The sequence below is a fragment of the Pseudorhizobium banfieldiae genome (assembly GCF_000967425.1).
Taxonomy (GTDB): Bacteria; Pseudomonadota; Alphaproteobacteria; order Rhizobiales; family Rhizobiaceae; genus Neorhizobium; species Neorhizobium banfieldiae.
The window spans coordinates 3,467,656-3,494,130 of the sequence record NZ_FO082820.1; the positions used below are offsets into that span (position 1 = coordinate 3,467,656).

28 protein-coding genes and 1 pseudogene are annotated in these 26,475 nt (G+C 63.5%); 15 read left to right on the forward strand and 14 right to left on the reverse strand.

What is annotated here, in order from left to right; translation table 11 throughout:
• Nucleotides 1-4: 4 nt before the first annotated feature.
• From NT26_RS16890 to NT26_RS16915, 6 genes are all read right to left on the reverse strand, one after another.
• A complete protein-coding gene (locus tag NT26_RS16890; protein WP_425287718.1) occupies nt 5-592 on the reverse strand; it encodes a DUF2585 domain-containing protein in 588 nt (195 codons plus the stop codon).
• A 2-nt stretch (nt 593-594) separates the two neighbouring features.
• Nucleotides 595-1,242, reverse strand: coding sequence for a septation protein A (locus NT26_RS16895; RefSeq protein ID WP_052640445.1), 648 nt, complete (start codon nt 1,240-1,242; stop codon nt 595-597).
• 53 nt (nt 1,243-1,295) lie between these two features.
• Nucleotides 1,296-2,669 (reverse strand): signal recognition particle-docking protein FtsY, encoded by a 1,374-nt coding sequence (ftsY, locus tag NT26_RS16900; RefSeq protein WP_052640447.1) that lies wholly within the window; start codon nt 2,667-2,669, stop codon nt 1,296-1,298.
• Nucleotides 2,670-2,683: 14 nt separating this feature from the next.
• Nucleotides 2,684-3,958: a tRNA (N(6)-L-threonylcarbamoyladenosine(37)-C(2))-methylthiotransferase MtaB gene (mtaB, locus tag NT26_RS16905; RefSeq protein ID WP_052640449.1), complete on the reverse strand. Its 1,275-nt coding sequence runs from the start codon at nt 3,956-3,958 to the stop codon at nt 2,684-2,686.
• The gene (gene dapF / locus NT26_RS16910; RefSeq protein ID WP_052640451.1) at nt 3,955-4,872 is read right to left on the reverse strand and encodes a diaminopimelate epimerase; all 918 of its coding nucleotides are present in this window, start codon (nt 4,870-4,872) and stop codon (nt 3,955-3,957) included. Before dapF ends, mtaB begins: the two co-directional genes overlap by 4 nt.
• Before the next feature lie 550 nt (nt 4,873-5,422).
• Entirely contained in the window at nt 5,423-6,505 is a 1,083-nt protein-coding gene (locus tag NT26_RS16915) for an MBL fold metallo-hydrolase (RefSeq protein WP_052640453.1), read from the reverse strand.
• 300 nt (nt 6,506-6,805) lie between these two features.
• Between NT26_RS16915 and ffh the strand changes: the two genes are divergently transcribed.
• The 6 genes and pseudogenes from ffh to NT26_RS16945 form a co-directional block, all read left to right on the forward strand.
• Complete coding sequence (gene ffh / locus NT26_RS16920; protein WP_052640455.1) at nt 6,806-8,368, forward strand: signal recognition particle protein; 1,563 nt, start codon at nt 6,806-6,808, stop codon at nt 8,366-8,368.
• Nucleotides 8,369-8,380: 12 nt separating this feature from the next.
• Nucleotides 8,381-8,695 carry a chorismate mutase gene (locus tag NT26_RS16925; RefSeq protein WP_052640457.1) on the forward strand — a complete coding sequence of 105 codons (315 nt, stop codon included), beginning with the start codon at nt 8,381-8,383 and terminating at the stop codon, nt 8,693-8,695.
• Nucleotides 8,696-8,746: 51 nt separating this feature from the next.
• Complete coding sequence (gene rpsP / locus NT26_RS16930) at nt 8,747-9,121, forward strand: 30S ribosomal protein S16 (RefSeq protein WP_052640459.1); 375 nt, start codon at nt 8,747-8,749, stop codon at nt 9,119-9,121.
• Nucleotides 9,122-9,233: 112 nt separating this feature from the next.
• Entirely contained in the window at nt 9,234-9,812 is a 579-nt protein-coding gene (gene rimM / locus NT26_RS16935) for a ribosome maturation factor RimM (RefSeq protein WP_052640461.1), read from the forward strand.
• Complete coding sequence (gene trmD, locus NT26_RS16940; protein ID WP_052640463.1) at nt 9,809-10,498, forward strand: tRNA (guanosine(37)-N1)-methyltransferase TrmD; 690 nt, start codon at nt 9,809-9,811, stop codon at nt 10,496-10,498. The genes rimM and trmD overlap by 4 nt, the downstream gene beginning before the upstream one ends.
• A gap of 81 nt (nt 10,499-10,579) precedes the next feature.
• Nucleotides 10,580-10,864, forward strand: a pseudogene (locus tag NT26_RS16945) (DUF4260 domain-containing protein); the annotation flags it as partial.
• Here NT26_RS16945 and NT26_RS16950 read toward each other — a convergent pair.
• The gene (locus NT26_RS16950) at nt 10,846-11,592 is read right to left on the reverse strand and encodes a sulfite exporter TauE/SafE family protein (RefSeq protein WP_052640464.1); all 747 of its coding nucleotides are present in this window, start codon (nt 11,590-11,592) and stop codon (nt 10,846-10,848) included. The pseudogene NT26_RS16945 and the gene NT26_RS16950 overlap by 19 nt on opposite strands.
• 292 nt (nt 11,593-11,884) lie before the next feature.
• On the opposite strand from NT26_RS16950, the gene rplS reads away from it, so the two are divergent.
• Nucleotides 11,885-12,418: a 50S ribosomal protein L19 gene (gene rplS, locus NT26_RS16955; protein WP_052640465.1), complete on the forward strand. Its 534-nt coding sequence runs from the start codon at nt 11,885-11,887 to the stop codon at nt 12,416-12,418.
• Between the two features lie 80 nt (nt 12,419-12,498).
• Here rplS and NT26_RS16960 read toward each other — a convergent pair whose 3' ends face one another.
• Together NT26_RS16960 and NT26_RS16965 are read right to left on the reverse strand one after the other, a co-directional pair.
• The gene (locus NT26_RS16960) at nt 12,499-13,134 is read right to left on the reverse strand and encodes an NrsF family protein (protein ID WP_052640466.1); all 636 of its coding nucleotides are present in this window, start codon (nt 13,132-13,134) and stop codon (nt 12,499-12,501) included.
• 1 nt (nt 13,135) lies between these two features.
• Nucleotides 13,136-13,687, reverse strand: a complete 552-nt coding sequence (locus NT26_RS16965; RefSeq protein ID WP_052640468.1) for a sigma-70 family RNA polymerase sigma factor — start codon at nt 13,685-13,687, stop codon at nt 13,136-13,138.
• A 183-nt stretch (nt 13,688-13,870) separates the two neighbouring features.
• Between NT26_RS16965 and NT26_RS16970 the strand changes: the two genes are divergently transcribed.
• From NT26_RS16970 to NT26_RS16995, 6 genes are all read left to right on the forward strand, one after another.
• A complete protein-coding gene (locus NT26_RS16970) occupies nt 13,871-14,152 on the forward strand; it encodes a BufA1 family periplasmic bufferin-type metallophore (protein ID WP_052640470.1) in 282 nt (93 codons plus the stop codon).
• A gap of 59 nt (nt 14,153-14,211) precedes the next feature.
• Nucleotides 14,212-15,060, forward strand: coding sequence for an MNIO family bufferin maturase (gene bufB, locus NT26_RS16975; RefSeq protein ID WP_052640472.1), 849 nt, complete (start codon nt 14,212-14,214; stop codon nt 15,058-15,060).
• Between the two features lie 9 nt (nt 15,061-15,069).
• On the forward strand, nt 15,070-15,840 hold the full coding sequence (locus NT26_RS16980; protein ID WP_052640474.1) for an HvfC/BufC N-terminal domain-containing protein: 771 nt from the start codon (nt 15,070-15,072) through the stop codon (nt 15,838-15,840).
• Nucleotides 15,837-16,337, forward strand: coding sequence for a DoxX family protein (locus tag NT26_RS16985; RefSeq protein WP_052640476.1), 501 nt, complete (start codon nt 15,837-15,839; stop codon nt 16,335-16,337). Before NT26_RS16980 ends, NT26_RS16985 begins: the two co-directional genes overlap by 4 nt.
• 226 nt (nt 16,338-16,563) lie before the next feature.
• Entirely contained in the window at nt 16,564-17,970 is a 1,407-nt protein-coding gene (gene leuC / locus NT26_RS16990; protein ID WP_052640478.1) for a 3-isopropylmalate dehydratase large subunit, read from the forward strand.
• 149 nt (nt 17,971-18,119) lie between these two features.
• Nucleotides 18,120-18,668, forward strand: a complete 549-nt coding sequence (locus NT26_RS16995) for a SixA phosphatase family protein (RefSeq protein WP_052640480.1) — start codon at nt 18,120-18,122, stop codon at nt 18,666-18,668.
• A 97-nt stretch (nt 18,669-18,765) separates the two neighbouring features.
• Here the strand turns inward: NT26_RS16995 and NT26_RS17000 are convergent, their stop codons facing one another.
• Entirely contained in the window at nt 18,766-19,314 is a 549-nt protein-coding gene (locus NT26_RS17000) for a L,D-transpeptidase family protein (RefSeq protein ID WP_052640482.1), read from the reverse strand.
• A 137-nt stretch (nt 19,315-19,451) separates the two neighbouring features.
• Here NT26_RS17000 and NT26_RS17005 point away from each other — a divergent pair, with 137 nt between their 5' ends.
• Both NT26_RS17005 and NT26_RS17010 read left to right on the forward strand, forming a co-directional pair.
• Complete coding sequence (locus tag NT26_RS17005; RefSeq protein WP_052640484.1) at nt 19,452-20,135, forward strand: response regulator transcription factor; 684 nt, start codon at nt 19,452-19,454, stop codon at nt 20,133-20,135.
• A gap of 5 nt (nt 20,136-20,140) precedes the next feature.
• A complete protein-coding gene (locus NT26_RS17010) occupies nt 20,141-20,593 on the forward strand; it encodes a cyclic nucleotide-binding domain-containing protein (RefSeq protein WP_052640486.1) in 453 nt (150 codons plus the stop codon).
• 3 nt (nt 20,594-20,596) lie between these two features.
• On the opposite strand, the gene NT26_RS17015 is transcribed toward NT26_RS17010, so the two are convergent.
• The 4 genes from NT26_RS17015 to NT26_RS17030 all read right to left on the reverse strand — a co-directional run bounded on the left by NT26_RS17015 (nt 20,597) and on the right by NT26_RS17030 (nt 26,462).
• Complete coding sequence (locus NT26_RS17015; protein ID WP_052640488.1) at nt 20,597-21,400, reverse strand: exodeoxyribonuclease III; 804 nt, start codon at nt 21,398-21,400, stop codon at nt 20,597-20,599.
• Nucleotides 21,401-21,488: 88 nt separating this feature from the next.
• On the reverse strand, nt 21,489-22,142 hold the full coding sequence (locus NT26_RS17020; protein WP_082077749.1) for an outer membrane lipoprotein carrier protein LolA: 654 nt from the start codon (nt 22,140-22,142) through the stop codon (nt 21,489-21,491).
• 69 nt (nt 22,143-22,211) lie between these two features.
• Nucleotides 22,212-24,854: an FtsK/SpoIIIE family DNA translocase gene (locus NT26_RS17025; RefSeq protein WP_052640489.1), complete on the reverse strand. Its 2,643-nt coding sequence runs from the start codon at nt 24,852-24,854 to the stop codon at nt 22,212-22,214.
• Between the two features lie 246 nt (nt 24,855-25,100).
• On the reverse strand, nt 25,101-26,462 hold the full coding sequence (locus tag NT26_RS17030) for an ammonium transporter (protein WP_052640490.1): 1,362 nt from the start codon (nt 26,460-26,462) through the stop codon (nt 25,101-25,103).
• Between the last annotated feature and the right edge of the window lie 13 nt (nt 26,463-26,475).

A 26,475-nucleotide genomic window follows, 5' to 3' on the forward strand; every position in this document is an offset into this window, starting at 1 on the left:
AATGTCAGCCCAGCGCCGCCTGCCACTCGCGCACCGCATCGAGCGGCCAGAGCAGCATCAGCACGTTGAGAGTCAGGTTGTCGCGAATGATCCAGCCGGTCAGGAGTTCGAAGCCGATGGCAATCGCAACCGTTAGCCAGACTGGCAGACGCGAAGCGGCCAGGAAGCCGATCGTCATGAAGACGGTATCCATCGCCGAATTGAGGATGCTGTCGCCGCTGTAGCCGAGCGCCATGGTGGCGGTGCGGTAGCGGTCGATCACCATCGGCGTGTTTTCCAGCACCTCCCATGCCGCCTCGATCAGCACCGCGAACGAAAGCCGCGCCGTCAGCGGCGCCCGGCGGAACAGCAGCCAAGCGAGGCCGTAGAACAGGAAGCCGTGTATGATGTGGGACGGCGTGTACCAGTCCGACAGGTGCTGGGAATTGCCGCTAGAGTTCACCCCGCCTTCCCAGAGCTTGACGTAGCCGCACTCGCAAATCGGGATGCGGCCCATGGCGTAGAGAACCACGAGCTGAAGCACGAAGAGCGTGACGGCCACCAGCAACCACCGCCGCGACCACGGTGACCACGACGATGGAGTAGCGGCCACGCTCACTTCTCGGCTTCCGCGACGGCGTCGGGGATGGTGTGGCGCATGATCAGCGGCAGCTGCGCGAAGGTGAAGGCGAGCGTGATCGGCATGGTGCCCCAGACCTTGAAGTTGACCCAGAAGTCGTCGGAGAAGTTGCGCCAGACGACTTCGTTGAGCACTGCGAGGAAAAGGAAGAAGATCCCCCAGCGGAGGGTCAGCTTCTTCCAGCCCATCTCGTCGAGATTGAAGGCAGCGTTGAAGACGTAGCCGAGCAGTGCCTTGCCGAACAGCAGCCCCCCGAGCAGGACGACGCCGAAGAGCGTGTTTACGATCGTCGGCTTCATCTTGATGAAGGTCTCGTCCTGCAGCCAGATGGACAGCGAGCCGAAGACCATGACGACGACACCGGAAACGAAGGGCATGACCGGCAGGTGCTTGAAGACGATCTTCGAGACGATAAGCGAGATGACCGTCGCGACCATGAAGAGCGCGGTCGCAATCAGGAGCGGACCGCCGACGACGTCCAAGGCCGGGAAGGTTTCCGCCAGCCATTCGCCGCGAATGTTGCCGAAGAAGAAGACCAAGAGCGGTCCAATCTCGAGCGCGAACTTCAGCATCGGATGATGCTTTTCTTCCGGTGTGGCCTTGGTATCGCTTTCGATCTGCATCGATTCAACTTCTGCTGATGGGTTCTGCGGCTGGAAACGCTGTTTCTGTGGCATCAATGCGTCAGACCGGCAATGGCCTTGGCGAAATCATCCGCCTCGAAAGGCTCCAGATCATCGACGCCCTCTCCGACGCCGATGAAATAGACCGGCAGCTTATGCTTGGCCGCGATGCCCACGAGGATACCGCCCCGCGCCGTCCCGTCGAGCTTGGTCATGATCAGGCCGCTGACGCCGGCAACATTGCGGAAGATCTCCACCTGCTGCAGCGCATTCTGCCCGGTGGTAGCATCGAGCGTCTGCAGGACCGTATGCGGTGCGTCCGGATCGAGCTTGTTGAGCACGCGGACGATCTTTTCGAGTTCCGCCATCAGCTCCGCCTTGTTCTGCAGGCGCCCGGCTGTGTCGATGATCAGCACGTCTGACTTCTTCGCCCGCGCCTGTTCAAAGGCGTCGTAGGCAAGGCCGGCGGCATCGGCGCCAAGCCTGGTGCCGATGAATTCCGAGCCGGTGCGATCCGCCCAGATTTTTAACTGCTCGATGGCGGCAGCACGGAACGTATCTCCGGCGGCCAGCATGACCTTCAGCCCCGATCCCGAGAGCTTCGCCGCGAGCTTGCCAATCGTTGTGGTCTTGCCCGTGCCGTTGACGCCGACGACGAGAATGACGTGCGGCTTGTGGTTGAGGTCGAGTTGCAGCGGCTTGGCGACCGGTGAGAGCACCTTGCTGATCTCGGCGGCCATGATGCGGGAGACATCCTCGCCGGTGACATCCTTGCCATACCGTTCGGCCGACAGGGCACCGGTAATGCGCATGGCGGTTTCCACGCCGAGGTCGGACTGGATCAGCAGGTCCTCCAGGTCTTCCAGCGTTTCCTCATCCAGCTTGCGCTTGGTAAATAGAGCGGTGATCTGCCCGGTAAGCTGGGAGGAGGTACGGGCAAGACCAGCCCGCAGGCGCTGGTACCAGGTCATCCGAGGTGCCACGACCTCCGGCTCCGGCACCTCATCGACCCGGGTGGTGAAACCCTTCGGCAGAACGGGTTCGGACACCGGCGAGCTTTCCGTACCGGCCTCGCTCTCCGCCTCAAGCAGCGACAGCGGCACGATGCCGATTTCCGTGTTCTCTTCGGCGCCGGGCAGAAGGGGCGGCAGTTCTTCCTCCGATGGCTCTTCATCTGCCGGCTCGGGTTCGACTGGCTCCACGACATCCCGTGCGTCATCGGCAGCCGGGCCGCCGGCCGTCTCCATCTCAACCGGCGCCACCGGGTCGACCGGCGAAACCGGCAGGTCCTCTTCGCGCGAATGCGGCTCAACTTCCGCTTCGATCGCAGCGGCTTGCGCCGGCGTCAGGTGCTCTTCCGGCGCCTGTTGCTCGATCGGCTTCTCCTTGCCGAAGGTGAAGACCTTTTTGATGAAGCCTAGTGCCATGAAATCCGCTCCGGTTACGCCGCCAGTGCCGGCGCAACCTCCATATCCAGATGTTTGCCGTTGTGGCCGGTAATGATAACGCGCCGGATCTCGCGGGGAACAAGCCCGGGCGCTGCGACCAGCGAAAAGTTTTCCGTATGCGCCATGCCGTTCATCTCGACGATGATCGTCTGAACGCTTCCGACCATGCGGTCGAGATGGGCCCGGTGCAGCGCATCGCCGCGAGCACGCAGACGCGCAGCCCGTTCCTTGACCAAGGCTCGATCGAGCTGCGGCATACGTGCCGCCGGCGTGCCAGGACGCGGGCTGTAGGGGAAGACGTGCAGGAAGGAGATGTCTGCTTCTTCCGCAAGGCGTGCGGCGCCTTCGAACATCTCCTCGGTCTCCGTCGGGAAGCCGGCGATCATGTCCGCGCCGAAGGTGATCTCGGGCCGCAACCGCCGTGCCTGCGCAACGAAACCCAGTGCATCCGCGCGGCTGTGCCGACGCTTCATCCGCTTCAGGATCAGGTCGTCGCCATGCTGCAGCGACAGGTGTAGGTGGGGCATGAAGCGCGGTTCATCGGCGATCAGGTCCCACAGGTGGCTGTCCGCCTCGATGCTGTCGATCGAGGACAGGCGCAGCCGCAGGATGTCCGGCACCTGCTTCAGCAAGGTCTTCGCGAGGAGCCCAAGCGTCGGTTCCCCCGGAAGATCGGCGCCGTAGCTGGTGGCATCCACGCCGGTCAGCACGATCTCGCGATAGCCGCTCTGCACCAGCTTGCGGGCCTGAGCAACGACCGCACCCATAGGCACCGAACGGGAATTGCCGCGGCCATAGGGTATGATGCAGAAGGTGCAGCGGTGGTCGCAACCGTTCTGCACCTGGATGAAGGCGCGCACATGCCCGTCGATGTGCTTCACCATCTGCGGCGCGGTCACCTTGACGCTCATGATGTCGTTGACGCGCAGCTTCTCTTCCGCCGAAACGCCGAAATCCGGAAGAGAGCGGTAGGACGTAGCTGTCAGCTTCTCCTCGTTACCGAGCACTGCATCCACCTCGGCCATGTCGGCAAAGGTCTGCTTTTCGGTTTGCGCCGCACAGCCGGTGACGATGATGCGGGCGTGCGGATTGTCGCGCCGAGCGCGGCGGATGGCTTGGCGTGCCTGGCGCACCGCCTCCCCTGTCACGGCGCAGGTATTGACGAGCACGGCATTGTTGAGCCCAGCCTTTTCCGCCTCGGCCCGCATCACTTCCGACTCATAAGTATTGAGCCGGCAGCCGAAGGTGATGACCTCGACGCCGCTCAATTCGCCTGAGCCCCCTGCCCGTGGTTTTCCGGCTCCAGATCGCGGTTGAAGCAGCCGGTGGCGGGATCGACCTTGCCCGACCATTCCCATTCCGCAGGCCCGGTCATGATGACATGATCGTCGTCGCGCCACTCGATCACCAGCGGCTGGCGGATAGAGCTGGAGGCGACGTCGATCTCGACCCTGCGACCAGTACGGCCGGTGCGGGCGGCGGAGACGGCGGCCGCACAGGCAGCCGAACCGCAGGCGAGCGTCAGGCCGGCACCACGCTCCCACGTGCGGGTGCGCAGAGAGCCCTTCGAGGTGACCTGGGCCAGCGTGATGTTTGCCTTCTCGGGGAACATCGGGTGGTTTTCGAGAAGCGGCCCGAAGCGTTCGAGATCGAACGCCATCGGGTCCTTGTCGACCCAGAAGATCGCATGGGGGTTGCCCATCGACATGGCCGAGGGCGAATGCAGGACTGGCGCGTCGATCGGGCCGATCTGCAGTTCGATGCGGCTCGTGTCGAAGAATTCCTCCGACAGCGGGATCCGGTTCCAAGCGAAGACCGGCTTGCCCATGTCGACGGAAATCGACCCGTCCTCGTGTTCGGCGGCGTTCAGGATGCCAGCAACTGTCTGGAAGGTGAAGGCCTTGCGCCCCGTTTCGGCGGCGAGCGCCTGCACGACGCAGCGTGTGCCGTTGCCGCAGGCCTGCGCCTTGGAGCCATCCGAGTTCAGGATGTCGATCCAGGCATCCGTGCCTTCGGCCTTCGGATCATGGATTGCCATGATCTGGTCGAACTGCGTTGCAGGATCGGCATTCAAGGCAATCGCCGCTTGGGGCGTGACCGTGTCCGTCCGGCCGCGCATGTCGACGACGAGGATCTTGTTGCCAAGCCCGTTCATTCTTGCAAATTCGACCTGATCTGCCATCGCCTTCGATCCCGTTCAGCCCCTGCCGCTTGCCGCCGTATATGGCGGAAACCAAGGATAATTACCAGAGCAAGGCCATGCCGAGCCGCCGCCACCGGAAGCCGGCGCGGTTGCAGACACGTTTTCAGGAGAGCCCACGCACATGCGAAACCTCTCAAAGTATTAAAGTGTGGCTCCGCATGTGCGTGGCCTTCGGCGTTCTTTCGGGACTTCCGGTCCCTACAGGCGGTCATCTCGTCTCGCTGCGTACGAGCAGCGCTCGCACTTGCACGGCTAAACCGAACCGGAACCTGGCGGCCCGGGGGAGACTTGATAGGCAGCGGCATCTTGCGACAACACCGCCATGACTTCCGCCTCCCTGCCTCTCACCGCACGTTACGGCATCGAGACAGGGCGCCGGCTCCCGCCTGCCCGCAAACGTCTCGCGAAACACTCCGGCGACGGAAGCGGGAGCATTGTCCCTCCACTTTCGAATAGGTGGATGTAAAGTGGGCTAAGTCTTTGAACCAGTTGAGGCAGCTGTGCGAAAACAACGCCTCATGTCCTCGGATCAGACTGTTGCCGCAGGCACCTCGAACACCTCGCCAGGTCGCATTGGACGGAAGCGATCACGCGACAGGCTGCGCTTGCCGAGTGCTGCATGCAATGCCTCCACCGGCTCCTCAACGCCCTCGTCCGTCAGCTTGAAGGTGCCCCAGTGATGCCCGGCCACATGGCCGGCACCGCAGAGAAGCATGCCTTCCACCGCCTCTTCGGGGTTCTGGTGCTGCGCCTTCATGAACCATTGCGGCTCGTAGGCGCCGAAGGGCAGGTTGGCGAGACGGAAGCCGCCATGCTTTTCCCTTGCCGCGCGATAGTTGATCCCCCGATGGAAGCCGGTGTCACCGATATGGTAGATCTTGCCGGCCGGTGTTTCGATGACGAAGGCAGCCCAGAGCGCCATGCGGCGGTCCCCCAGCCCACGCGCGGACCAGTGGTGGCAGGGCTCGCAATGAAGGGTGACGCCACGGCCGACCTCCAGCCGATCGCCCCAATCCATGCCGTCGAAGCGTCCATCCTCTACACGGGCGCGGATGATCTCGTCGTTGCCGAGGGGCGTGACGAAGCGCGGCTTGTCGCGCCCCTGGAGCACCCAGAGCGTTTCAAGATCCATGTGGTCGTAGTGGTTGTGGGTGACGATGACGAGATCGATGGGCGGCAGGTCGCCCATGTTGATGCCGGGCGGGTTGACCCGCTTCGGGCCGGCGAAGCGGACGGGGCTTGCGCGCTCGTCCCAGACGGGGTCGGTCAGGATGTTGAGGCCCGCGACCTGGATCAGGAACGATGCGTGACCGACCAGGGTGACCACCAGCCGGTCACCTGTTATCCGTTCTTCAGGCACGGCCTGTGGAAACGGACTAGGGAAACTCTCGGGCCAGGCCTTGTTGCCATTGCCGAGCTTCCAGCGAACGAGGTTCAGGAGGCCGCTCGGCTCCTCTCCGTCGGGGTTGAAGAACAGCTTGCCATCAAAGTGATCGCTCACCGGCCCGGAATAATACTTGTTGCCGGCCATGGCGCTCCTTGCCGTGACGCCTCCGGCAAGCGCGGCAAGGGCCGCGAGACCGGACCATTTGAGGAAGCTGCGACGGTTCATTGCAGATGTATAGGGTCGGCGTCATGTGGCTTCAAGCGTAGCCGACGAGGTCGCGGAGAAGTGACAGCACCGCGAAGCTTGACTTTCCTGCCCGTTTCCTGTTTATCGCCCGCATCTGCTGACAAGTGACAAGACTTGGAGCCGCCGACCGGGGCCGATGATACTGAGCCCGGAGGTCAACATCCGACAGCGCGTGGCGCCCTCGGGTGCTTTTCGGCTTTGCCCGCGTCTGGGCGCCTTGTTTTCGTCGCGGAAAGACCCGACGTTTCCGGCACCCGGAAACGAAGAAGGAAGACACGGATGTTTGAAAACCTCCAGGACCGTCTTGGCTCCATCCTGAATGGACTGACCGGCCGTGGCGCGTTGAGCGAGGCGGATGTCTCCGCGGCGCTGCGCGAGGTTCGCCGTGCGCTGCTCGAGGCAGACGTGTCGCTCGAGGTCGTCCGCGCCTTTACCGACAAGGTGCGCGAGAAGGCAGTCGGGGCTGCGGTCCTGAAGTCGATCAAGCCCGGCCAGATGGTCGTCAAGATCGTCCATGACGAACTGGTTGAGATGCTGGGCTCCGAAGGGGTCGGCATCGACCTGCATGCACCTGCCCCCGTCGTCATCATGATGGTCGGCCTCCAGGGCTCGGGCAAGACGACCACGACCGGCAAGATCGCCAAGCGGTTGACCGACCGCGAGAAGAAGAAGGTGCTGATGGCGTCGCTGGACACGCGCCGCCCCGCCGCCCAGGAACAGCTTCGCCAGCTCGGCGTCCAGACAGGCGTCGACACGCTGCCGATCATCGCCGGCCAGTCGCCGACCGACATTGCCGCACGCGCCGTGCAGGCGGCAAGGCTCGGCGGCCATGACGTCGTCATCCTCGACACCGCCGGCCGCACCCATATCGACGAGCCGCTGATGGTCGAGATGGCCGAGATCAAGCGGAAGTCGAACCCGCACGAGATCCTGCTCGTTGCCGACAGCCTGACCGGCCAGGACGCCGTCAACCTCGCACGCAACTTCGACGAACGCGTCGGCATCACTGGCCTGGTGCTCACCCGCATGGACGGCGACGGGCGTGGCGGCGCTGCACTTTCCATGCGCGCCGTCACCGGCAAGCCGATCAAGCTGATCGGAACGGGTGAGAAGATGGCGGAGATGGAGGAATTCCATCCCCGCCGCATCGCCGACCGCATCCTCGGCATGGGCGACATCGTCTCCCTCGTCGAAAAGGCCGCGGAGAACATCGACGCCGAGAAGGCGCGCGCCATGGCCGAGAAGATGGCCAAGGGCAAGTTCGACCTGAACGACCTCGCCGACCAGCTGCGCCAGATGAAGTCGCTCGGCGGCATGGGCGGTATCATGGGAATGATGCCCGGCATGGCCGGCATGAAGGACAAGCTTGCCGCGTCCGGCATGAGCGACAAGATGTTCGACCGCCAGATCGCCATCATCCAGTCGATGACCAAGGCCGAACGCGCCAATCCGGATATCCTCAAGCATTCCCGCAAGAAGCGCATCGCCGCCGGCTCCGGCACCGACGCCGCCGAGATCAACAAGCTGCTGAAAATGCACCGCCAGATGGCCGACATGATGAAGGCCATGGGCGGCAAGGGCAAAGGCGGCGGCATGATGAAGCAGATGATGGGCGGCCTTGCCGGCAAGATGGGACTTGGCGGCATGGGCGGCCTCGGGGGTGGAATGGGCGGCATGCCCGACCTTTCCAAGCTCGACCCTAAGCAGCTCGAAGCGCTGCAGAAGCAGGCGGAAGCCGCAGGCTTCAAGCCGGGCTCCATGCCGGGCCTGCCGGGTGGCGGCCTTCCGGGCCTCGGCGGCGGCGGCTTCCCGGGTCTGCCCGGCCTGCCGAAGAAGAAGTAAAGAGGGGGAACCATGGCCGAGGACATCAAGCAGAAGCTCGCGAGCTACCGTCAGTCGATCGACAACATCGATGCGGCGCTGGTGCACATGCTCGCAGAACGCTTCCGCTGCACCAAGGAAGTCGGCCTCCTGAAGGCCCAGTACGATTTGCCGCCGGCCGACCCGGCGCGCGAAGAATACCAGATCGAACGCCTCCGCCGCCTGGCGAAGGATGCTCATCTGGATCCGGATTTCGCCGAGAAGTTCCTCAACTTCGTCATCAAGGAAGTCATCCGGCATCATGAAGCCATCGCCGCCGAGCACGGCGGCACGAAACAACCCGCTTGAACCAGACAGCCCGCCGCAGGGCGGCCTCAAGAAACACCAAGGAGTAAGAAAATGACCCTGAAGATTCGTCTCGCCCGTGGCGGCTCCAAGAAGCGCCCCTACTACCACGTCGTCGTTGCCGACGCCCGCGCGCCCCGCGACGGCCGCTTCCTGGAAAAGCTTGGGTCCTGGAACCCGATGCTGCCGAAGGATAACGAGAAGCGCGTCGAGCTGAACCTCGAGCGCATCCAGGAATGGATCGCCAAGGGCGCCCAGCCGACCGACCGCGTCCTGCGCTTCCTCGCCGAAGCCGGCGTCGCCCAGCGCGACGCCCGTAACAACCCGGAGAAGGCAAAGCCCGGCAAGAAGGCCCAGGAGCGTGCCGCCGAGCGCGCCCAGCGCGAAGAAGACGCCAAGGCTGCGGCGGCCGAAGCTGCTGCCGAATAAGGCTGATCCGCATCTTGCGGACGAACGGGCGGTGCGGAGACGCGCCGCCCGTTTTCTGTTTCCATTTGTCCCGGCTGCCGGTACAAGCGCCTGAACCATCCGGAATATGCGCATGACGAAGCTCCACAACCCGATCCTCATGGCAACAGTCGGCGCGGCGCAGGGCCTGCGCGGCGAGGTGCGGGTGCGCGCCTACACGGCCGACCCGCTGGCGCTGGGCGACTACGGGAACCTGCACGGCAAGGATGGCCGGATCTTCGAGATCCTGGAGATCCGCGAGGCGAAGAATGTCGCGATTGTCCGTTTCCGCGGCATCAACGACCGCAACGCGGCCGAAGCCCTGAATGGCCTCGAGCTCTTCATCGAGCGGGAGAACCTGCCGGACGACGAGCTGGATGACGACGAGTTCTACTATGCCGATCTGGAAGGGCTGGAGGCCGTCGATGAGAGCGGCAAGAGCTACGGGACGGTGACCGGCGTCTTCGATTTCGGCGCCGGCGACCTGCTCGAACTCAAGGGCCCGGGCCGACGCCCGGTGCTTATCCCCTTCTCCGAAGCCGCGGTGCTGGAGATCGACCTCGAAGGCGGTCGTATCCTGATCGATCCTCGTGCAGCCGGCCTCATCGAGGACCCGGAGGATCGTCCGCAGGGCAAGGACCGGCGTGGGGGCGAACCCGGCGACGCGCCATGAGCTTCCGCACCACGATCCTTACACTCTATCCTGAGATGTTTCCCGGTCATCTCGGCCATTCGCTTGCCGGAAAGGCGCTGGGGCGTGGCCAGTGGTCGATCGAGCCTGTACAGATCCGCGACTTCGCCGAGGACCGGCATCGGACTGTGGACGACACGCCTGCCGGCGGCGGCGCCGGCATGGTGTTGAAGCCGGATATCCTCGCGAAAGCCATCGACCAGGTTTCCGGCCATGACAACCGGCCACGCCTGCTGATGAGCCCCCGCGGTCGCCCGCTGACGCAGAAACGCGTGCGGGAACTGGCGGCCGGCGAGGGCGTGGTCATCGTCTGCGGTCGTTTCGAAGGTGTCGACCAGCGGGTAATCGAGGCACGCCAGTTAGAGGAAGTCTCGGTCGGCGACTACATCCTCTCCGGCGGCGAGCCGGCGGCGCTGACATTGCTCGACGCGGTGGTGCGCATCCTGCCCGGCGTGATGGGCAATGACCTTTCGGGCACCCACGAGAGCTTCGAGGATGGGCTGCTGGAATATCCGCACTACACCCGGCCGCAGGTCTTCGAGGGCCGAGAGATTCCCTCCGTGCTGACCTCAGGCAACCATGCCGAGATCGACAAGTGGCGCCGCCAGCAGGCACTGAAGCTGACGCGCGAGCGGCGGCCGGATCTTCTACAGTCAGGGCAGGATTGACCGATGCGCCTGTTCCTGCGCCTTGAAAACGCGACCGTAGCGCTGGTGGCGCTGGGCGCCTACTAGCATCTCGGCGCCGGATGGTGGCTTTTCCTGATGCTCATCCTTGTGCCCGACGCCGCGATGGCGGGCTACCTGTTCGGTCCGCGGATCGGCGCCATCTGCTACAATGCGCTGCACAGCTACATCGGGGTCGGGCTGCTTCTGACCCTCGGCTATTTAATGGCATGGGATCTTGCGGTGGCGCTCGCCCTGATCTGGGCCGCCCACATCGGTCTGGACAGAGCGCTCGGCTACGGCCTGAAGCACATGAGCGGCTTCCACGACACGCATCTGGGACGGATCGGTCAGCCCGTCACGAAATAATAGGTGGTCAGGGCAACGCCGACGGCGACGACGACTACACGCATCACCGTCTGGGACACACGCCGCGCCATCCACACGCCGGCATAGCCGCCGAGCGCGACGCCGGGAATCATCACCAGCGCCTGCGGCCAGGCGACGACGCCGCCGGACACGAAGATGACGATGGCGACTGCCGCGATCAGGATCGACAGAAGGTTCTTGAGCGCGTTGAGGTGGTGATAGGTGCCGCCGGAGGTGATGCCGAGCACGGCGAGCATCATGATGCCCATGCCCGCCCCGAAGAAGCCGCCATAAATCGACGTGAAGAACTGGGCCACGACGCTGATCTTCGAATTGACTGGTTTTTCAGCACTCGCCTTGGGCTTGAGCCAAGGTCCGGCTGCGAAGATGATCGTCGCTGCCGCAAGCAGCCATGGCACGATCTGGCGGAAGGAGGGATTGTCGAGCGACAGGAGAAGCAGTGACCCGCCAAGGGCGCCGATGACCGAGACGACGGAAAGGGCGATGGCGCTACGCCAGCTCCTGGCAATCTCGTCGCGATAGGCGAGCGTGGAGGTGATATAGCCGGGGAACTGGGTGATGGAGGACGTCGCATTGGCTGTGATCGGCGGCATGCCGACGACAGTGAGTGCTCCGAAGGTCAGGAAGGTCCCGCCGCCAGCGATCGCATTCACCGCGCCGGCGAGGAAGGCCGACGTGAACAGCAGCAGGATGGTTGCGATTGTCATGATGTCCCCCTTGGCTGGCGAGAGCACATAGCGGGGAGCGCTTGGAACGGCAAGGCAGGCGGCAGAGGAAGCGTTACGGTGCAAAATCTGTGGCGCGCATGATGACAAACCGGTTTCTTTGGTGTATTGGCGCACCCGGACATGGGCCCCGCGCATGCGCGTGATCTCCCGTCGACCAGCAAGAAAGAATGGCGAACCCGCTCTTGTTCCGCAAGGGACACACTCCGGAGGCCCGGCCGAAGGACGATGATCGAGCGCTCTGGCTGTTTCAGAAGAACGGAAAGGTTTGACAATGAACATCATCCAGGAACTGGAAGCCGAACAGGCCGCCAAGATCGAAGCCCAGCGCAAGCTCCCCGAGTTCGAAGCCGGCGACACGGTCCGCGTCAACGTGCGCGTCCGTGAAGGTACCCGTACCCGCGTACAGGCTTATGAAGGCGTCTGCATCGCCCGTTCCGGCGGCGGCATCAACGAGAGCTTCACCGTCCGCAAGATCTCCTACGGCGAAGGCGTCGAGCGCGTATTCCCGGTTTACTCGCCGCTCGTCGAAGGCGTCGAAGTCATTCGCCGCGGTAAGGTCCGCCGCGCCAAGCTCTACTACCTGCGCGATCGTCGCGGCAAATCGGCTCGTATCGTCGAGAACACCGGCACCCGCGCACGCAAGCTGAACGAAGCAGAGCGCGCTGCCATTGCCGAGGAAAAGGCCCGTCTCGAGGCCGAGAAGGTAGCAGCCGCACAGGCGCTTGCCGCCGAGAAGGCCGCAGCAGAGGCTGCCGAAGCGAAGGCAGCGGAAGAAGCAAAGGCTGCCGAAGGTTCGGCAGAATAAGCTTCCTCCCACTGGAATTGAAAAGGCGGCTCTCGGGCCGCCTTTTTTTGTTGCCGTCGGTCCCCTTCCGGCTTCGATTGCTACCAGGCGAGCCAGCGACGGCCGGCAAGATAGCCGGCACCGGTGACGATACCGATTGCAAGCGTGTACCAGAGCGCCACGAAGAGCGGGCTGTCGTCGGTGCAGTTCGCCGCGTAGAATGCGGCTGCAATGCCGCCTGCAGCCAGTCCGGCAACCGCGCCGGCCTTGCCCGGATCTGCCGGAGCGCCCTGGCGAAGTGCGAGCAGGAAGGCTGCGAGAGGGCCGATCGACAGAAGCGGTATCAGCGTCAGGCACTCGTAGGCGTTGCGACCGATCATGTTGAGCGCCCAGTCGGCCGGGCGAACCGCCGCCAGTTCCGCCAGCACCGCAAAGGCGAGAAGCAGGGGGACAACCAGAAGCCCAGCACGTGAGAAGAGGATCGGCACCCCGGGACGAGCCATCCGCGCCATCAGGTTGGCGGCAGCCAGGAACAGTGCCAGGGTGATCACGAACTTGAAGAGGAATCGCACGCTCTCCAGCGCCTCGTAGAAATCCGGCCGCGCGCCCATCGCGGCGAAGAAGAGCAGGCCGGCAAGAAGAACCGCAGCAACGAGTGCGCTCATCATGATGGTACCGAAGCGGAACCGGACATCGGAATCCTGGGACAGCATGTTGATCAGTTCATCAGTCTTCACGTCATTGGCTCCGATAGGTGAGACTTAGCGCCTTCAGCGCGCGGTGCAGTGCCACGCGCACCGCCCCCTCGCTCATATTGACCCTGCCCGCGGTTTCTCGGACGCTGCTGCCCTCGACCGAAATCGCCTGCACGATAGTCCGCTGGGGCTCCTTCAGCGTCTTCAATATCCGGTCCACGTCCAGCCGCTCCTGTGTTTCCACCTGCTCGTCGATCTGCAACACCGCGACGACGTCCTCGAGCGGCACGTCCACGTGGCGGCCGCGGCGGCGCAGGCTGTCGATCAGCTTGTTGCGGATGATGGTCGATATCCATGGTGCGATCGGCCGCGACGGGTCCCAGGTTGCGCGCTTCAGGTGTATCGACAGCAGGACCTCCTGCACGACATCCTCCGCTTCGCTGGCAGGTGCCCCGAACTGGGCGCAACGGCGGCGGGCCATGACGCGCAGGTGCGGTGTCACGGACGTCAGGAAGCGGTGATATGCCTGGGCATCACCGCGGACTGCCGCCCGCATCCATGCAGACCATTGCTCTTCGCGCGCAACTTCACTCATTAATGAGCCCTACGCCGCCACAGAACCGAATGTTACACGGATATCTGCAGATTTGGAGGGCGGGATACTCCTTCCGTTCGAGGGAGCAGCCAAGAAGTTTCTCGCGCACTTGTAACGGTCGGACGAGCCCACCCGTAGGTCTTCATGCAAGCCACCAAGGCTTGCTCGAACGGGAGACCTGACATGAAGAACTCAATTCTTTCACTTGCCGTCGCGGCATCCGTCACCTCGGCACTGGCGTCGATCGCATCGCCGGCCCTTGCCCAGGAAGGCAAGGAGAAATGCTACGGCGTCGCCCTGAAGGGCCAGAACGACTGCGCCGCGGGCCCTGGCACCACCTGCGCCGGAACCTCCAAGGTTGATTACCAGCAGAACGCCTTCAAGCTGGTTCCCGCCGGCACCTGCGAGGCGATGATGACACCGAACGGTCACGGCATGCTGGAGCCCGGCCCGGCTCCCGCCTGACATCAGGAAAAGCGCGGCGTCGCAGCGGGTGCGGCGCCGGTTTCTTCAGGGAGAGAGACATGCAGCCTTCACAGCTTCCGGCCCGCGCCGGCGTCGGCTTCAAGCCGGAACACTTCACCAGCATCGACATGTCGCGGCAACCCCTCGGCTTCTTCGAAATCCATGCCGAGAACTACATGGGCGATGGCGGTGTCCCGCATGCACAGCTTTCGCGGCTGAGAGAGGACTACGCGCTGTCGATCCATGGAGTCGGGTTGTCGATCGGTTCCATGCAGCCGCTCGACCGGGATCACCTGCAGCGCCTGAAGACGCTCTCTGATCGCTACCAGCCGGAGAGCTTTTCCGAGCACCTCGCCTGGTCGACGCATGACACGACCTTCCTGAACGACCTGCTGCCTCTGCCTTACACCGAGGAGACGCTTGCGCAGGTATGCCGGCATATCGACGAGGTGCAAATGACGCTGGGGCGTCAGATGCTGCTGGAAAACCCGGCGACCTACCTCCTCTTCACGGAAAGCACCTACGAGGAAACGGACTTCCTCGAGCAAGTCGTGGCGCGGACCGGCTGCGGGCTGCTGCTCGACGTCAACAACGTCTTCGTGGCGTCCACGAACCACAACACAGATCCTCGCAGCTACCTCGCCCGTTTTCCGGTGAGGCACGTTCGCGAGATCCATCTGGGCGGTCATTCGGTCACTGAGGATGATCTCGGCGCACCCCTTCTGATCGATTCTCACGATAATCCGGTGCGCGACCCGGTCTGGGCGCTCTATGCGGAGGTGATCGAGCGCACGGGGCCGGTGGCGACGCTGATCGAATGGGACAATGACGTGCCCGGCTGGCCAGTGCTGAGGGCGGAGGCCGAGGCCGCAGACGCGATTCTGCGCCGTTCCGCACTCGCAGCCTAGGAGTTGGCGATGTCGACGATGCATGATCATTTCGCGCGGGCACTGATGCACCCGGACAGGCCGCCTCCCGCCGGACTTGCGTCCTGGAATTCCCGCGACCCCGGGGTTCGGTACGATGTCTATCGGAACAATGTGATGATCAGCCTGCGACGTGCGCTGGCAAGCCGCTTTCCGGTCACCGAAAGGATCGTCGGAGAAGCCTTCTTTGCCGGGATGGCGGACAGCTTCATCCGCCTCCACCCGCCGCGCTCCCCCCTGCTCTTCCGCTATGGTGATGAGCTGGCCGGATTCGCTGCAGACTTTCCGCCGGCCGCGGCGCTGCCCTACCTGCCGGACGTCATCCGTCTGGAGAGCGCGAGGGGACGCGCCTATCATGCCGTCGACATGGCCCCGCTCGATCCCGCGCGCCTTTCGGAGGTTCCGCCGGGACGGCTGCCGGGGCTGCGGTTAGCGCTCCACCCCTCCGTCTCCGTCATCCGTTCCGCCTATCCGGTGGTGACCATTTGGGCGATGAATGCCGGTGAGGCGGCGGTCGCGCCGGTCACCGACTGGGCAGGGCAGGACGCCCTTGTGGTTCGACCGCACTTGACGGTCGAAGTGCTGCAATTGCCGCGAGGCGGTGGGGCCTTCCTCGACGCGCTCGCCGCCGGAGGAGACCTGCAGTCCGCAGCCGAAGACGCGGCGGCTGCAGAGCGTGGTTTTGATCTATCCGCCAACATCGCCGGCGCTCTCCGTTCCGGCGTCTTCACTGCCATCCGCCATCAGGGAGAAGAGCCATGAGCAGTCCGGTTGCCGCATCCGCTGACACACGCCCGGCCCGCCGCCTGCGGGCGGGCGCAAGCCTGCTCGAACGCATTCCCCATGACCTGATCGTGCTGGTCGCCAGGCTCTCGATTGCCGGGGTCTTCTGGCAGTCGGGGCAGACGAAGCTCGACGGCTGGCGAGTATCGGAAAACGCCATCTATCTTTTCGAGCACGAATACTCGCTGCCGCTCCTCAATCCTTCGCTTGCAGCCCACATGGCGACGCTGGCGGAGCATCTGCTGCCGGTCCTGCTGGTCCTCGGTCTCGGCAGCCGCCTCGCGGCGCTTGGGCTTCTGGCCATGACGCTGGTGATCCAGGTCTTCGTCTATCCCGGCGCCTGGCCAACCCACGGGACCTGGGCCGCCTGCCTGCTGCTGATCGCCGCACGCGGTCCTGGGCGCCTGTCGCTGGACCATGTGATTGCCTCTCGCCTCGGGGCGCTGACGACGCCGGGCTCGCGGCATCGATATTGAATGGACCTCCCAAAACTGCTAATAAGGTGGCCATGGGATCGAAATTCGGATGCCTCGCGAACCAGTTCATCGTGCTGCAGGATCACAAGCGCCTGCCGGCACGGTTCTTCGCGCGCGTCCATGGCGCTCTGAACAGCCGACTTAGCTGAGCCGATCCATGCTCGCGCCGGCAGCGATACATGCCGGAATTCCCTTTTCGTGATAATCCCTGCAATGGATGGCAGCCATGAGCGCACCCCGTACACTCTATGACAAGATCTGGGACGACCACGTCGTCAGCGACGACAACGGTACCTGTCTCCTCTATATCGACCGCCACCTCGTCCATGAGGTAACGAGCCCGCAGGCCTTCGAGGGCCTGCGCATGGCCGGCCGCAAGGTTCGCGCTCCTGAGAAGACGCTTGCCGTTGTGGACCACAACGTGCCGACGACGCCGGACCGCCACATCGGCATCAAGAACGAGGAAAGCCGCATCCAGGTCGAGGCGCTGGCGCAGAACGCCCACGACTTCGGCGTGGAGTATTATTCGGAGAAGGACAAGCGGCAGGGCATCGTGCACATCGTCGGCCCCGAACAGGGCTTCACCCTGCCGGGCATGACGATCGTCTGCGGCGACAGCCATACCTCGACGCATGGCGCCTTCGGTGCGCTGGCGCATGGCATCGGTACGTCCGAGGTGGAACATGTTCTCGCCACCCAGACGCTGGTGCAGAAGAAGGCGAAGAACATGCTGGTGCGCGTCGACGGGAAGCTCCCCGAAGGCGTGACCGCCAAGGACATCATCCTTGCCATCATCGGCGAGATCGGCACCGCCGGCGGCACCGGCCACGTCATCGAATTCGCAGGCGAGGCGATCCGCTCGCTGTCGATGGAAGGCCGCATGACGATCTGCAACATGACGATCGAGGGCGGCGCCCGCGCCGGCCTGATCGCGCCGGACGAGACGACATTCGCCTACATCAAGGACAAGCCCCGCGCGCCGAAGGGTGCGGCCTGGGACATGGCGCTGGAATATTGGAAGACGCTGCACACGGATGAAGGCGCCCACTTCGACAAGGTGGTCGTGCTGGACGCGGCCAACCTGCCGCCGATCGTCTCCTGGGGCTCTTCCCCGGAAGACGTCATCTCGGTGCAGGGCGTCGTGCCCAATCCCGATGACATCAAGGACGAGACGAAGCGCGCCTCCAAGTGGCGGGCACTGGACTACATGGGCCTGAAGCCGGGCACGAAGATCACCGACATTGCTATCGATCGCGTCTTCATCGGCTCCTGCACCAATGGCCGCATCGAGGATCTGCGCGCCGCTGCAAAGGTGCTCGAAGGCCGGCATGTGGCGCCGACCGTCTCGGCGATGGTTGTCCCGGGTTCCGGCCTCGTGAAGGAGCAGGCCGAGGCCGAGGGCCTGGACAAGATCTTCAAGGAAGCCGGCTTCGAATGGCGCGAGCCGGGCTGCTCCATGTGCCTGGCGATGAACGACGACCGGCTGAAGCCTGAAGAGCGCTGCGCCTCGACCTCGAACCGCAACTTCGAGGGTCGCCAGGGCTACAAGGGCCGTACGCACCTCGTCTCGCCGGCGATGGCCGCGGCTGCTGCGGTAGCCGGCCACTTCGTCGACATTCGCGAGTGGAACTAGGCCCCCTGCCTGATCGTGTTTCCAGAAATGCCGTCGACGTCCCCGTTGGCGGCATTTTTCGTTTTGCTCCTGCTACAAGGGAGGGAACGGCTGGTCCCGCCGGCGCTTTGACACCATATTGGCAGAGCGTGACAACGGGCAGGTGACCTGTGACAAACAAACCCCACAAGGAAGCGCCTCAGGGGCAGCGCCGTCTGCTTCTCCTGCGGCATGCGAAGTCTGCCTGGCCGGACGCAGTCGCCGATCACGAGCGGCCCCTTGCGGAGCGCGGGGAGAAGGCCGCACCTGCCATGGGAGACTACATGGCACGGGAACACCTCATTCCGGATCTCGCCCTGGTTTCCGATGCGAGGCGAACACGCCAGACGTGGGAACTCGTGCAGCGCAGGCTGCCGGCCGAGGTCGCGGCGCGCACGACCTCGGATATCTACGAAGCTTCCGCGTCAAGACTTCTCGATACGATCCATGCCCTGGGCGATTCCGCTGCCACGCTGCTGTTGATCGGTCACAATCCCGGCCTTCAGGATCTGGCCCTGATGCTGATCGGCGACGGGGACGCACGAGCTCGCGACGCGCTGGCGGCGAAGTATCCGACGGCTGCACTGGCGGTCATCGACTTCCCCGTGACGGACTGGCGGCAGGTCGGACCGGGCTCCGGCCTTCTGACCCGCTTCGTGACACCACGTTCCTTGCGGTAGGTCTCATCGGCACCCAGTCCGGCGACGCCCCGATATATGGTTGGTCGCATTGCCACCATAAACCATGTCCCTGCGAGGGATGGTGGACAACGTAGACCTAAAGGATGCGTATGATCGTCCCGCGGCGCAGGTGGGGAAGGAGCCGCTGCATGTCTCTGAGGCTGACGGCCACGCAGCCGGCGGTCGGCTGGTAACCGGGCCTGATCAGGTGGAAGAAGATCGCCGAGCCGCGATGGCGGCGGCGCGAGGTGACGTTCCAATCGAGCACCAGGCAGATGTCGTAAAGGCCATCCTGCCGCATCATCTCCTCATGACTTGGCCTGAACGGTGCGCGAACCAGCCGGTTGTAGCTCGGATGGTCCGGCTGATCACACCAGAGCATGTCATTCCTGATCCTCCGCATCGGCAGCGCCGTTTGCACCGACTTCATCCGGTCGCCGCGGGTGAAGCCGTAGAGAAGCCGCATGTTCGCGATCGGCGTGGCGCCATCTCCTTCCCGCTTGAAGGCTGTACGACCGCTACGGCCGAGCGCGGCCGGGACAGTGACGCCAGAGAAGGAAACGAGCCCCCGGCGGGAACTGCCGGGAGCAGCCCGCACGGTCACGACACCTCGACGGGAGCGCCCCTGTCTGCACAAATTCGCCATCCTTCCTCACGAATTCTTGCTTTGAAGATGATTTGGTTTGAAATCATAGCACGATGCGACTTAGATCAAGTGCCTGATCTAATTACCCTCGGCCGCCGTAGGACCTTTGGGACGAGAAAAACGAGAGGCAGGAGCATATGGCAGTTCGCACGATATTGCTGGTGGATGACGATGACGACCTGCGCGAGACGCTGTCCGAACAGTTGGCGCTCTACGAGGAGTTTTCGCTCCTGCAGGAACCGAATGCGACCAAGGCGATGCAGGTGGCCAAGTCGAGCCAGGTCGACCTGCTGATCATGGATGTCGGTCTTCCGGACATGGATGGACGCGAGGCGGTGAAGCTCCTGCGCAAGAACGGCTTCAAGGCTCCGATCATCATGCTGACCGGCCACGACACGGATTCCGACACGATCCTCGGTCTCGAGGCAGGGGCCAATGACTACATCACCAAGCCCTTCCGCTTCGCAGTCCTGCTCGCCCGGATCCGCGCACAGTTGCGCCAGTACGAGCAGAGCGAGGACGCAACCTTCACGGTCGGCCCCTACATTTTCAAGCCGAGCCAGAAGCTCCTGACCACGGAGGACGGCAAGAAGATCCGGCTGACGGAAAAGGAAGCGGCGATCATCCGCTACCTGTATCGCGCCGACCAGAAGGTCGTAACCCGCGACGTTTTGCTCGAGGAAGTCTGGGGCTACAATTCCGGGGTGACCACCCATACGCTTGAAACCCATGTCTACCGCCTCCGCCAGAAGATCGAGCGCGACCCCTCCAGCGCCGAAATCCTGGTGACGGAGAACGGTGGCTACAAGATCGTCCCGTAGCACCCATGGCGCTCAACGACGACATACGCCTTCTTTCGCAGGTCACCCTGTTCCGCGAACTGGACGAGGATCAGTTGCGGCTGCTGGCATTTGGGGCGGAACGTCGTGCCGTTGCGGCAGGACAGGAACTGTTCCGCGAGGGGTCACCGGCGGAATGCGCTTTCGTGGTCGCAAAGGGCACCTTTGAACTCTACGCGTCTGATCGGGGTGCGGCCCGCCTCCAGGACGTTGCGGTACCGGGGACACTTCTGTCGGAGCTGGCACTGGTCACGATGGTGGAACGGAAATTCACGGCCATTGCGGTTGAGGACGCCGAAGTGCTTCGCGTCACCCGCACCCTCTTCCACCGACTGCTGGAGGAATACCCGCAGGTAGGCCGAATGGTGGAAGCGCGCATCCGCGATAATATCGTCGCGATGGCCGGCGCCGTCGCGGGGCTACAGAACCGGTTCAGCTAGGCGTCAGAACCTGAAGACGGCCGTGACCGGGACATGGTCGGATGGCTGGTTCCATCCGCGCGCCTCCTTCAGAACCTCTATCCGATCGAGGAAGGGGCCGAGATCCTGTGACGACCAGACGTGGTCGAGACGGCGGCCTCGATCGGCTGCTGCCCAGTCCTTGGCGCGGTAACTCCACCACGTGTAGAGCTTCTCGGTGTCCGGCACGTGCTGGCGCATCAGGTCCAGCCAGTTTCCCTTGCTCATCACCTCGAGCAGACCTTCCGTCTCGACAGGCGTATGGCTGATGATCTTCAGCATCTTCTTGTGCGACCACACGTCATGCTCGAGCGGGGCGATGTTGAGGTCCCCCACGAGGATCGAGGAGATGCCGGGGGTGGGATCTGCCTTAAGGCACTTCATCTCCTCGACGAAGTCCAGCTTGTGGCCGAATTTCGGGTTGACGGCACGGTCAGGCTCGTCGCCACCGGCCGGCACGTAGAAGTTATGCAGCCGGATACGTCGCGAACCGCGCTCGAAGATCGCCGAGATGTGGCGGGCGTCGCCGACGCCGCAATAGTTCTGCCTATGGTCTTCGGTGAGGGGCACCCGCGAGGCGATCGCGACGCCATGATAACCCTTCTGACCGTGGATGATGATGTGCTGGTAGCCGAGATCCTTCAACGGCTGCAGCGGGAACTCGTGCTCCTGGCACTTGATCTCCTGCAGGCACAGAATGTCCGGCTGGTGACGCACGATGAACTGCTCGACGATGGGCATGCGCAGCCGCACCGAATTGATGTTCCAGGTGGTGATGGAGAATGTCATTCCTAAACCTCGGCGGGGATGCCGGAGGTTTAGGAGATTTCACGGAAGCGGTGAAGTAAAAAAGCCGCCTTTTCCGTTGAGCCAACAGCTAGAGCTTGCGGACCTCGTCATACGGGATGCGGAAGACCCGGTCGTCGAACCCGACTCCGTTCTTGACGTTGTAGATCATCACCGACGTATCCTTGTTCTGTGCATCGGTGATCGTCCACTGTCGAAGCTCGAACGTCTTGGAATCGAACATCATGGTGATGGTCGAGTCGCCGAAGACCGTCTTGTTGCCAAGCACGATCGTGGTGAGATCGGGCTCTTCGCGAACACCCCGCACCATCTCGTGCGACAGGTCGATCCGGTCGGAGAGAAGGAGGCTCAGCGGCGTCTTGGAGAGCGGATACAGGTCCCAGGTCTTGAGCTTCATGTTGCCGATGACGACATTCTTGCCGTCGGCTATGACGCGCACGGGAGACGGGTCCTCGAAATTGAAGCGCAGCTTGCCCGGCCGCTCGATGAAGAACTTGCCGCCCGTCTGCTCGCCGCGAGGTCCGAACTGGACGAACTCGCCCATCATCGTCTTGACGGAAGAGAAATGGTCGGCAATCCGCTGCGCGGCCGCCGATCCGGCGGCACCCTGGGCAGCGCCAGTTGACGGAAGCATCGCGGACACCCCGACACCGAGCAGTCCGGCCGCAAAGGATCGGCGGCTGATGGAGCCGAACTGACTGGAGCGAACGGTCTTTTTTTTCATTCTGTGTTCTCCTTCCGCCGCTTTCTGGGCTCAAAACGCGGCGGCTTCATGACAACGCGTCGCAGAGCGTTAGCGTTCCAGAATGTCGCCTTCGGTGGGCACGAGGATCTCGCGTTTCCCTGCGTGGTTGGCCGGGCCGATCAGCCCCTCCTGCTCCATACGCTCGATCAATGAGGCGGCGCGGTTGTAGCCGATGCCCAGACGCCGCTGGATATAGGAGGTCGAGGCTTTTCCGTCACGCAATACGATCGCCACCGCCTGGTCGTAGGGATCGTCCGATTCCGAAAGGTTGCCGGTCCCGGTCGGGCCCATGCCATCCATTTCCTCGTCCTCGTCGGCCGTGATGGCCTCGAGATATTGCGGCGCCCCTTGCGTCTTCAGGTAGGCGACGATCTCCTCCACCTCGGTGTCGGATACGAAGGGACCGTGGACGCGCTGGATCCGCCCACCACCGGCCATGTAGAGCATGTCGCCCATTCCGAGAAGCTGCTCGGCACCCTGCTCCCCGAGGATGGTGCGGCTGTCGATCTTCGAGGTGACCTGGAAGGAGATGCGGGTGGGGAAGTTCGCCTTGATGGTACCGGTGATGACGTCCACCGACGGACGCTGCGTGGCCATGATGACGTGGATGCCGGCGGCACGCGCCATCTGCGCCAGGCGCTGCACGGCACCCTCGATGTCCTTGCCGGCGACCATCATCAGGTCGGCCATCTCGTCGATAATAACCACGATATAGGGCATGGGCTGGAGGTCGAACTCCTCCGTCTCGTACATGGCCTCGCCGGTCTGGCGGTCGAAGCCCGTCTGCACGGTTCGGGTAAGGACCTCGCCCTTGGCCAACGCCTGCTCCACCCGGCTGTTGAAGCCGTCGATGTTGCGCACGCCGATCTTCGACATCTTCTTGTAGCGCTCTTCCATCTCGCGGACGGTCCATTTGAGCGCCACCACAGCCTTCTTCGGATCGGTCACGACAGGCGACAGGAGATGCGGAATACCGTCGTAGACCGAGAGTTCGAGCATCTTCGGGTCGATCATGATCAGGCGGCACTTCTCCGGCGTATAGCGGTAGAGCAGCGACAGGATCATCGTGTTGATGGCTACCGACTTACCGGAACCGGTTGTACCTGCGACGAGCAGATGCGGCATCTTGGCAAGATCCGCCACCACCGGCTCGCCGCCGATCGTCTTGCCGAGCGCCATGGCGAGTTTCGCCTTGCTGGATTCAAAATCTTTGGACCCGATCATTTCCCGCAGGTAGACGGTCTCGCGGGTGCGGTTCGGCAGTTCGATACCGATTGCATTGCGGCCCGGCACGACGGCGACGCGCGCGGCGATCGCGCTCATTGACCGGGCAATGTCGTCCGCAAGGCCTATCACGCGCGAAGACTTGATGCCCGGCGCCGGCTCAAGTTCGTAAAGCGTGACGACCGGGCCGGGACGGACGTGAATGATCTCGCCCTTGACGCCGAAATCCTCCAGCACGCCTTCGAGCATACGGGCATTCTGTTCGAGCGCATCGGCGGAGAGCGTCGCATCCCGTGCAACCGCCTTCGGTTCGGCAAGGAGGTGCACCGAAGGAAGCTGGAAGCCATCCGGGTCGATGAATGACGCCTGTGCTTCACGGGCAACGCGGGGACTGGGTTTCGGAGGTGCCGGCGGTGCGGCCACCCGCGGCTGAACGCGCGCGCCCGGAGCGGATGGCCGGCTCGTCGCGCTGAACGGCACGTCATCGTCGTCAGCAAGGATGCCGGCCGGCCGGACGAGAGGCTCATCATCGAAATCATCGTCGTCATGAGCCATGGGCGGTGTCACGATCGACCGACGGGCGGCACCATCCAGAGAGGGCTCAATACGAGCGACTCCGGGCGCCTGGACCTTCGCGCGAACCGGCTCGTTCAGCGTCCCGAATTCGTCCTCATTGAAATCATACGGCTGGTCAAAATTCGGGCTCGCATGCCTGATGCCTAAGAGACGCCGGAAGCGCGCCTGGGCGATATACCAGTAATGCGCAAGGGCACCGAGTGCCAGGAAGCCAACAAAACCGCCTTCGTCCTCTTCATCGTCATCATCCGCCTGCGGACGCGCACGCGAGCTTGATGAGGCGGCAGGAGCATAAATCTCGTCTTCCGCCTCGAAGGCCTCGCCCACAAGGCCCGACGCAAACAGCAGCAACCAGACGGCTGGCACGGCGAAGACGACACCCAGAGCGGTTGCCAGGACGCCGGTAGGATACGCTCCGACAAACAGGGCCGGGAAGCGAAGGATCATGTCGCCGATCACGCCGCCGATACCGTTCGGGATGGGCCACGTCAGCGGGGCGGGAAAGCAGCCGAGCGAAGCGGCGGCCAGCAGGGTGCCGCCGCCCCAGGCCGCAAGCCTTGCGGGAATGCGGTTGAACTCGCGCCCGGAGATCAGAGCAAGCGCAAAGGCCAGAACCGGCAGGAGCGCGACAAGGCTCGACAGGCCTAGGAACTGCATCATCAGGTCGGCGAAAGCGGCACCGCCATGGCCGAGGAGGTTCGTCGGCTCGTTGTCGGTGGCATAGGAGAAGCTGGGATCGGCAACGTTCCAGGTGGAAAGCGCTGCGATCGCCAGCGCAAGACCGAGGAAGATCGCGAAGCCCGCCAGGGCCATCGCCTGTCGTATCACGAAGGCCAGCAGCATTGCCCGGGTCGTCCCGCTTCCCATCGCCGCTGATGTACTTCTGCCCATTACGATTCCGCCGTGCCAACACTCGTGGAAGATTGCGGTCGCATGAGGTCACACGCCGCCACATTGGGTCGCAAGGTAGCCCGGCGGTGGTTAATGCGTCTTTAACCACGATCGCAAGACCGGGGAGGCTGCGACAGGCGTGGAAATAAAAAGGCCCGGACCGAGGTCCGGGCAAGCGCGACAACCGGAGGCGGCCGCGACGGGAGGTTCTGCGGCGATCCTGAAGATCGCCGCAAGCTCTTGTGATCAGGAGTGGTAGGCAGCTTCACCGTGGGAGGCGAGATCAAGCCCCTCGCGCTCCGCTTCGACAGTGACCCGCAGTCCAATGATCAGGTCGACGATCTTGTAGAGGATGACCGAGCCGATACCGCACCAGACGATGGTGATGACGACGGCGGTCAGCTGAGTCATGAACTGGCCACCCATGGTGACGCCTTCCGCATAGCCAATGCCGCCGAGCGACGAGGAGGCGAAAATCCCGGTTGCCAGAGCGCCGAAGAAGCCCCCGACACCGTGGACGCCGAAGACATCCGCCGTGTCGTCATAGCCGAACTTGTTCTTGATCACGGCGATGAAGAAGTAGCAGATCGGCGAGACGAGGATCCCCATGACGATGGCACCCATCGGTCCGGCAATGCCGGCCGCCGGGGTGATGGCGACGAGACCGGCGATCATGCCGGAGGCGGCACCGAGCATGGACGCCTTGCCCCGCGCAAAGGTTTCGACGACACACCAGGACAGGATGGCTGCGGCCGTGGCGACGAAGGTGTTGACGGTTGCCAGCATGGCGCCGCCGGAGGCTTCCAGGTTGGAGCCTGCGTTGAAGCCGAACCAGCCGATCCAGAGCATGGCCGCACCGACAAGCGTCAGCGTCATCGAATGCGGGGCCATCATGTCCTTGCCGAAGCCGATGCGCTTGCCGACCATGATTGCTCCGATGAGACCCGCGACGCCAGCGTTGATGTGAACGACCGTGCCGCCTGCGAAGTCGAGCGCGCCCATGCCGAAGAGAAGACCATTGGCATCCCAGACCATATGCGCGACCGGGAAATAGACGAAGGTCACCCACAGGACGCAGAAGAGGATCGCTGCCGAGAACTTGATACGTTCTGCAAAGGCCCCGACGATCAGCGCCGGCGTCAATGCCGCGAAGGTCATCTGGAACAGCATGAAGATGAATTCCGGGATGACTGCGTCAGAGAAGGTCGCCGCCGTGGAATCCATGGTGACGCCCGACAGGAACATCTTCGCCGTGCCGCCGAAGAAGGCGTTTTCCGATCCGCCGAAGGCGAAGGAATAGCCGTAGAGCACCCAGACGATCATCATGCAGGCGCCGACGACCGTGCACTGCATGAGGACGGACAGCATGTTCTTCGCCCGCACGAGACCGCCGTAGAACAGGCCGATCCCGGGCATCAGCATGAAGAGCACGAGAAGCGTGCAGATGAACATGAACGCGGTGTCGCCCTTGTCCGGGACCGGAGCCGCGGCCGCAGCCTCGGCAGCGGGTGCAGCCGCCTCCTGGGCAAAGGCGACAACCGGCGCCATCAAGGCTGCAGACGCAGCCCCCAGGCGGCCGAGCGAGGTGGTAAATCTGGAAAATTGCATTGTAAGCTCCCCA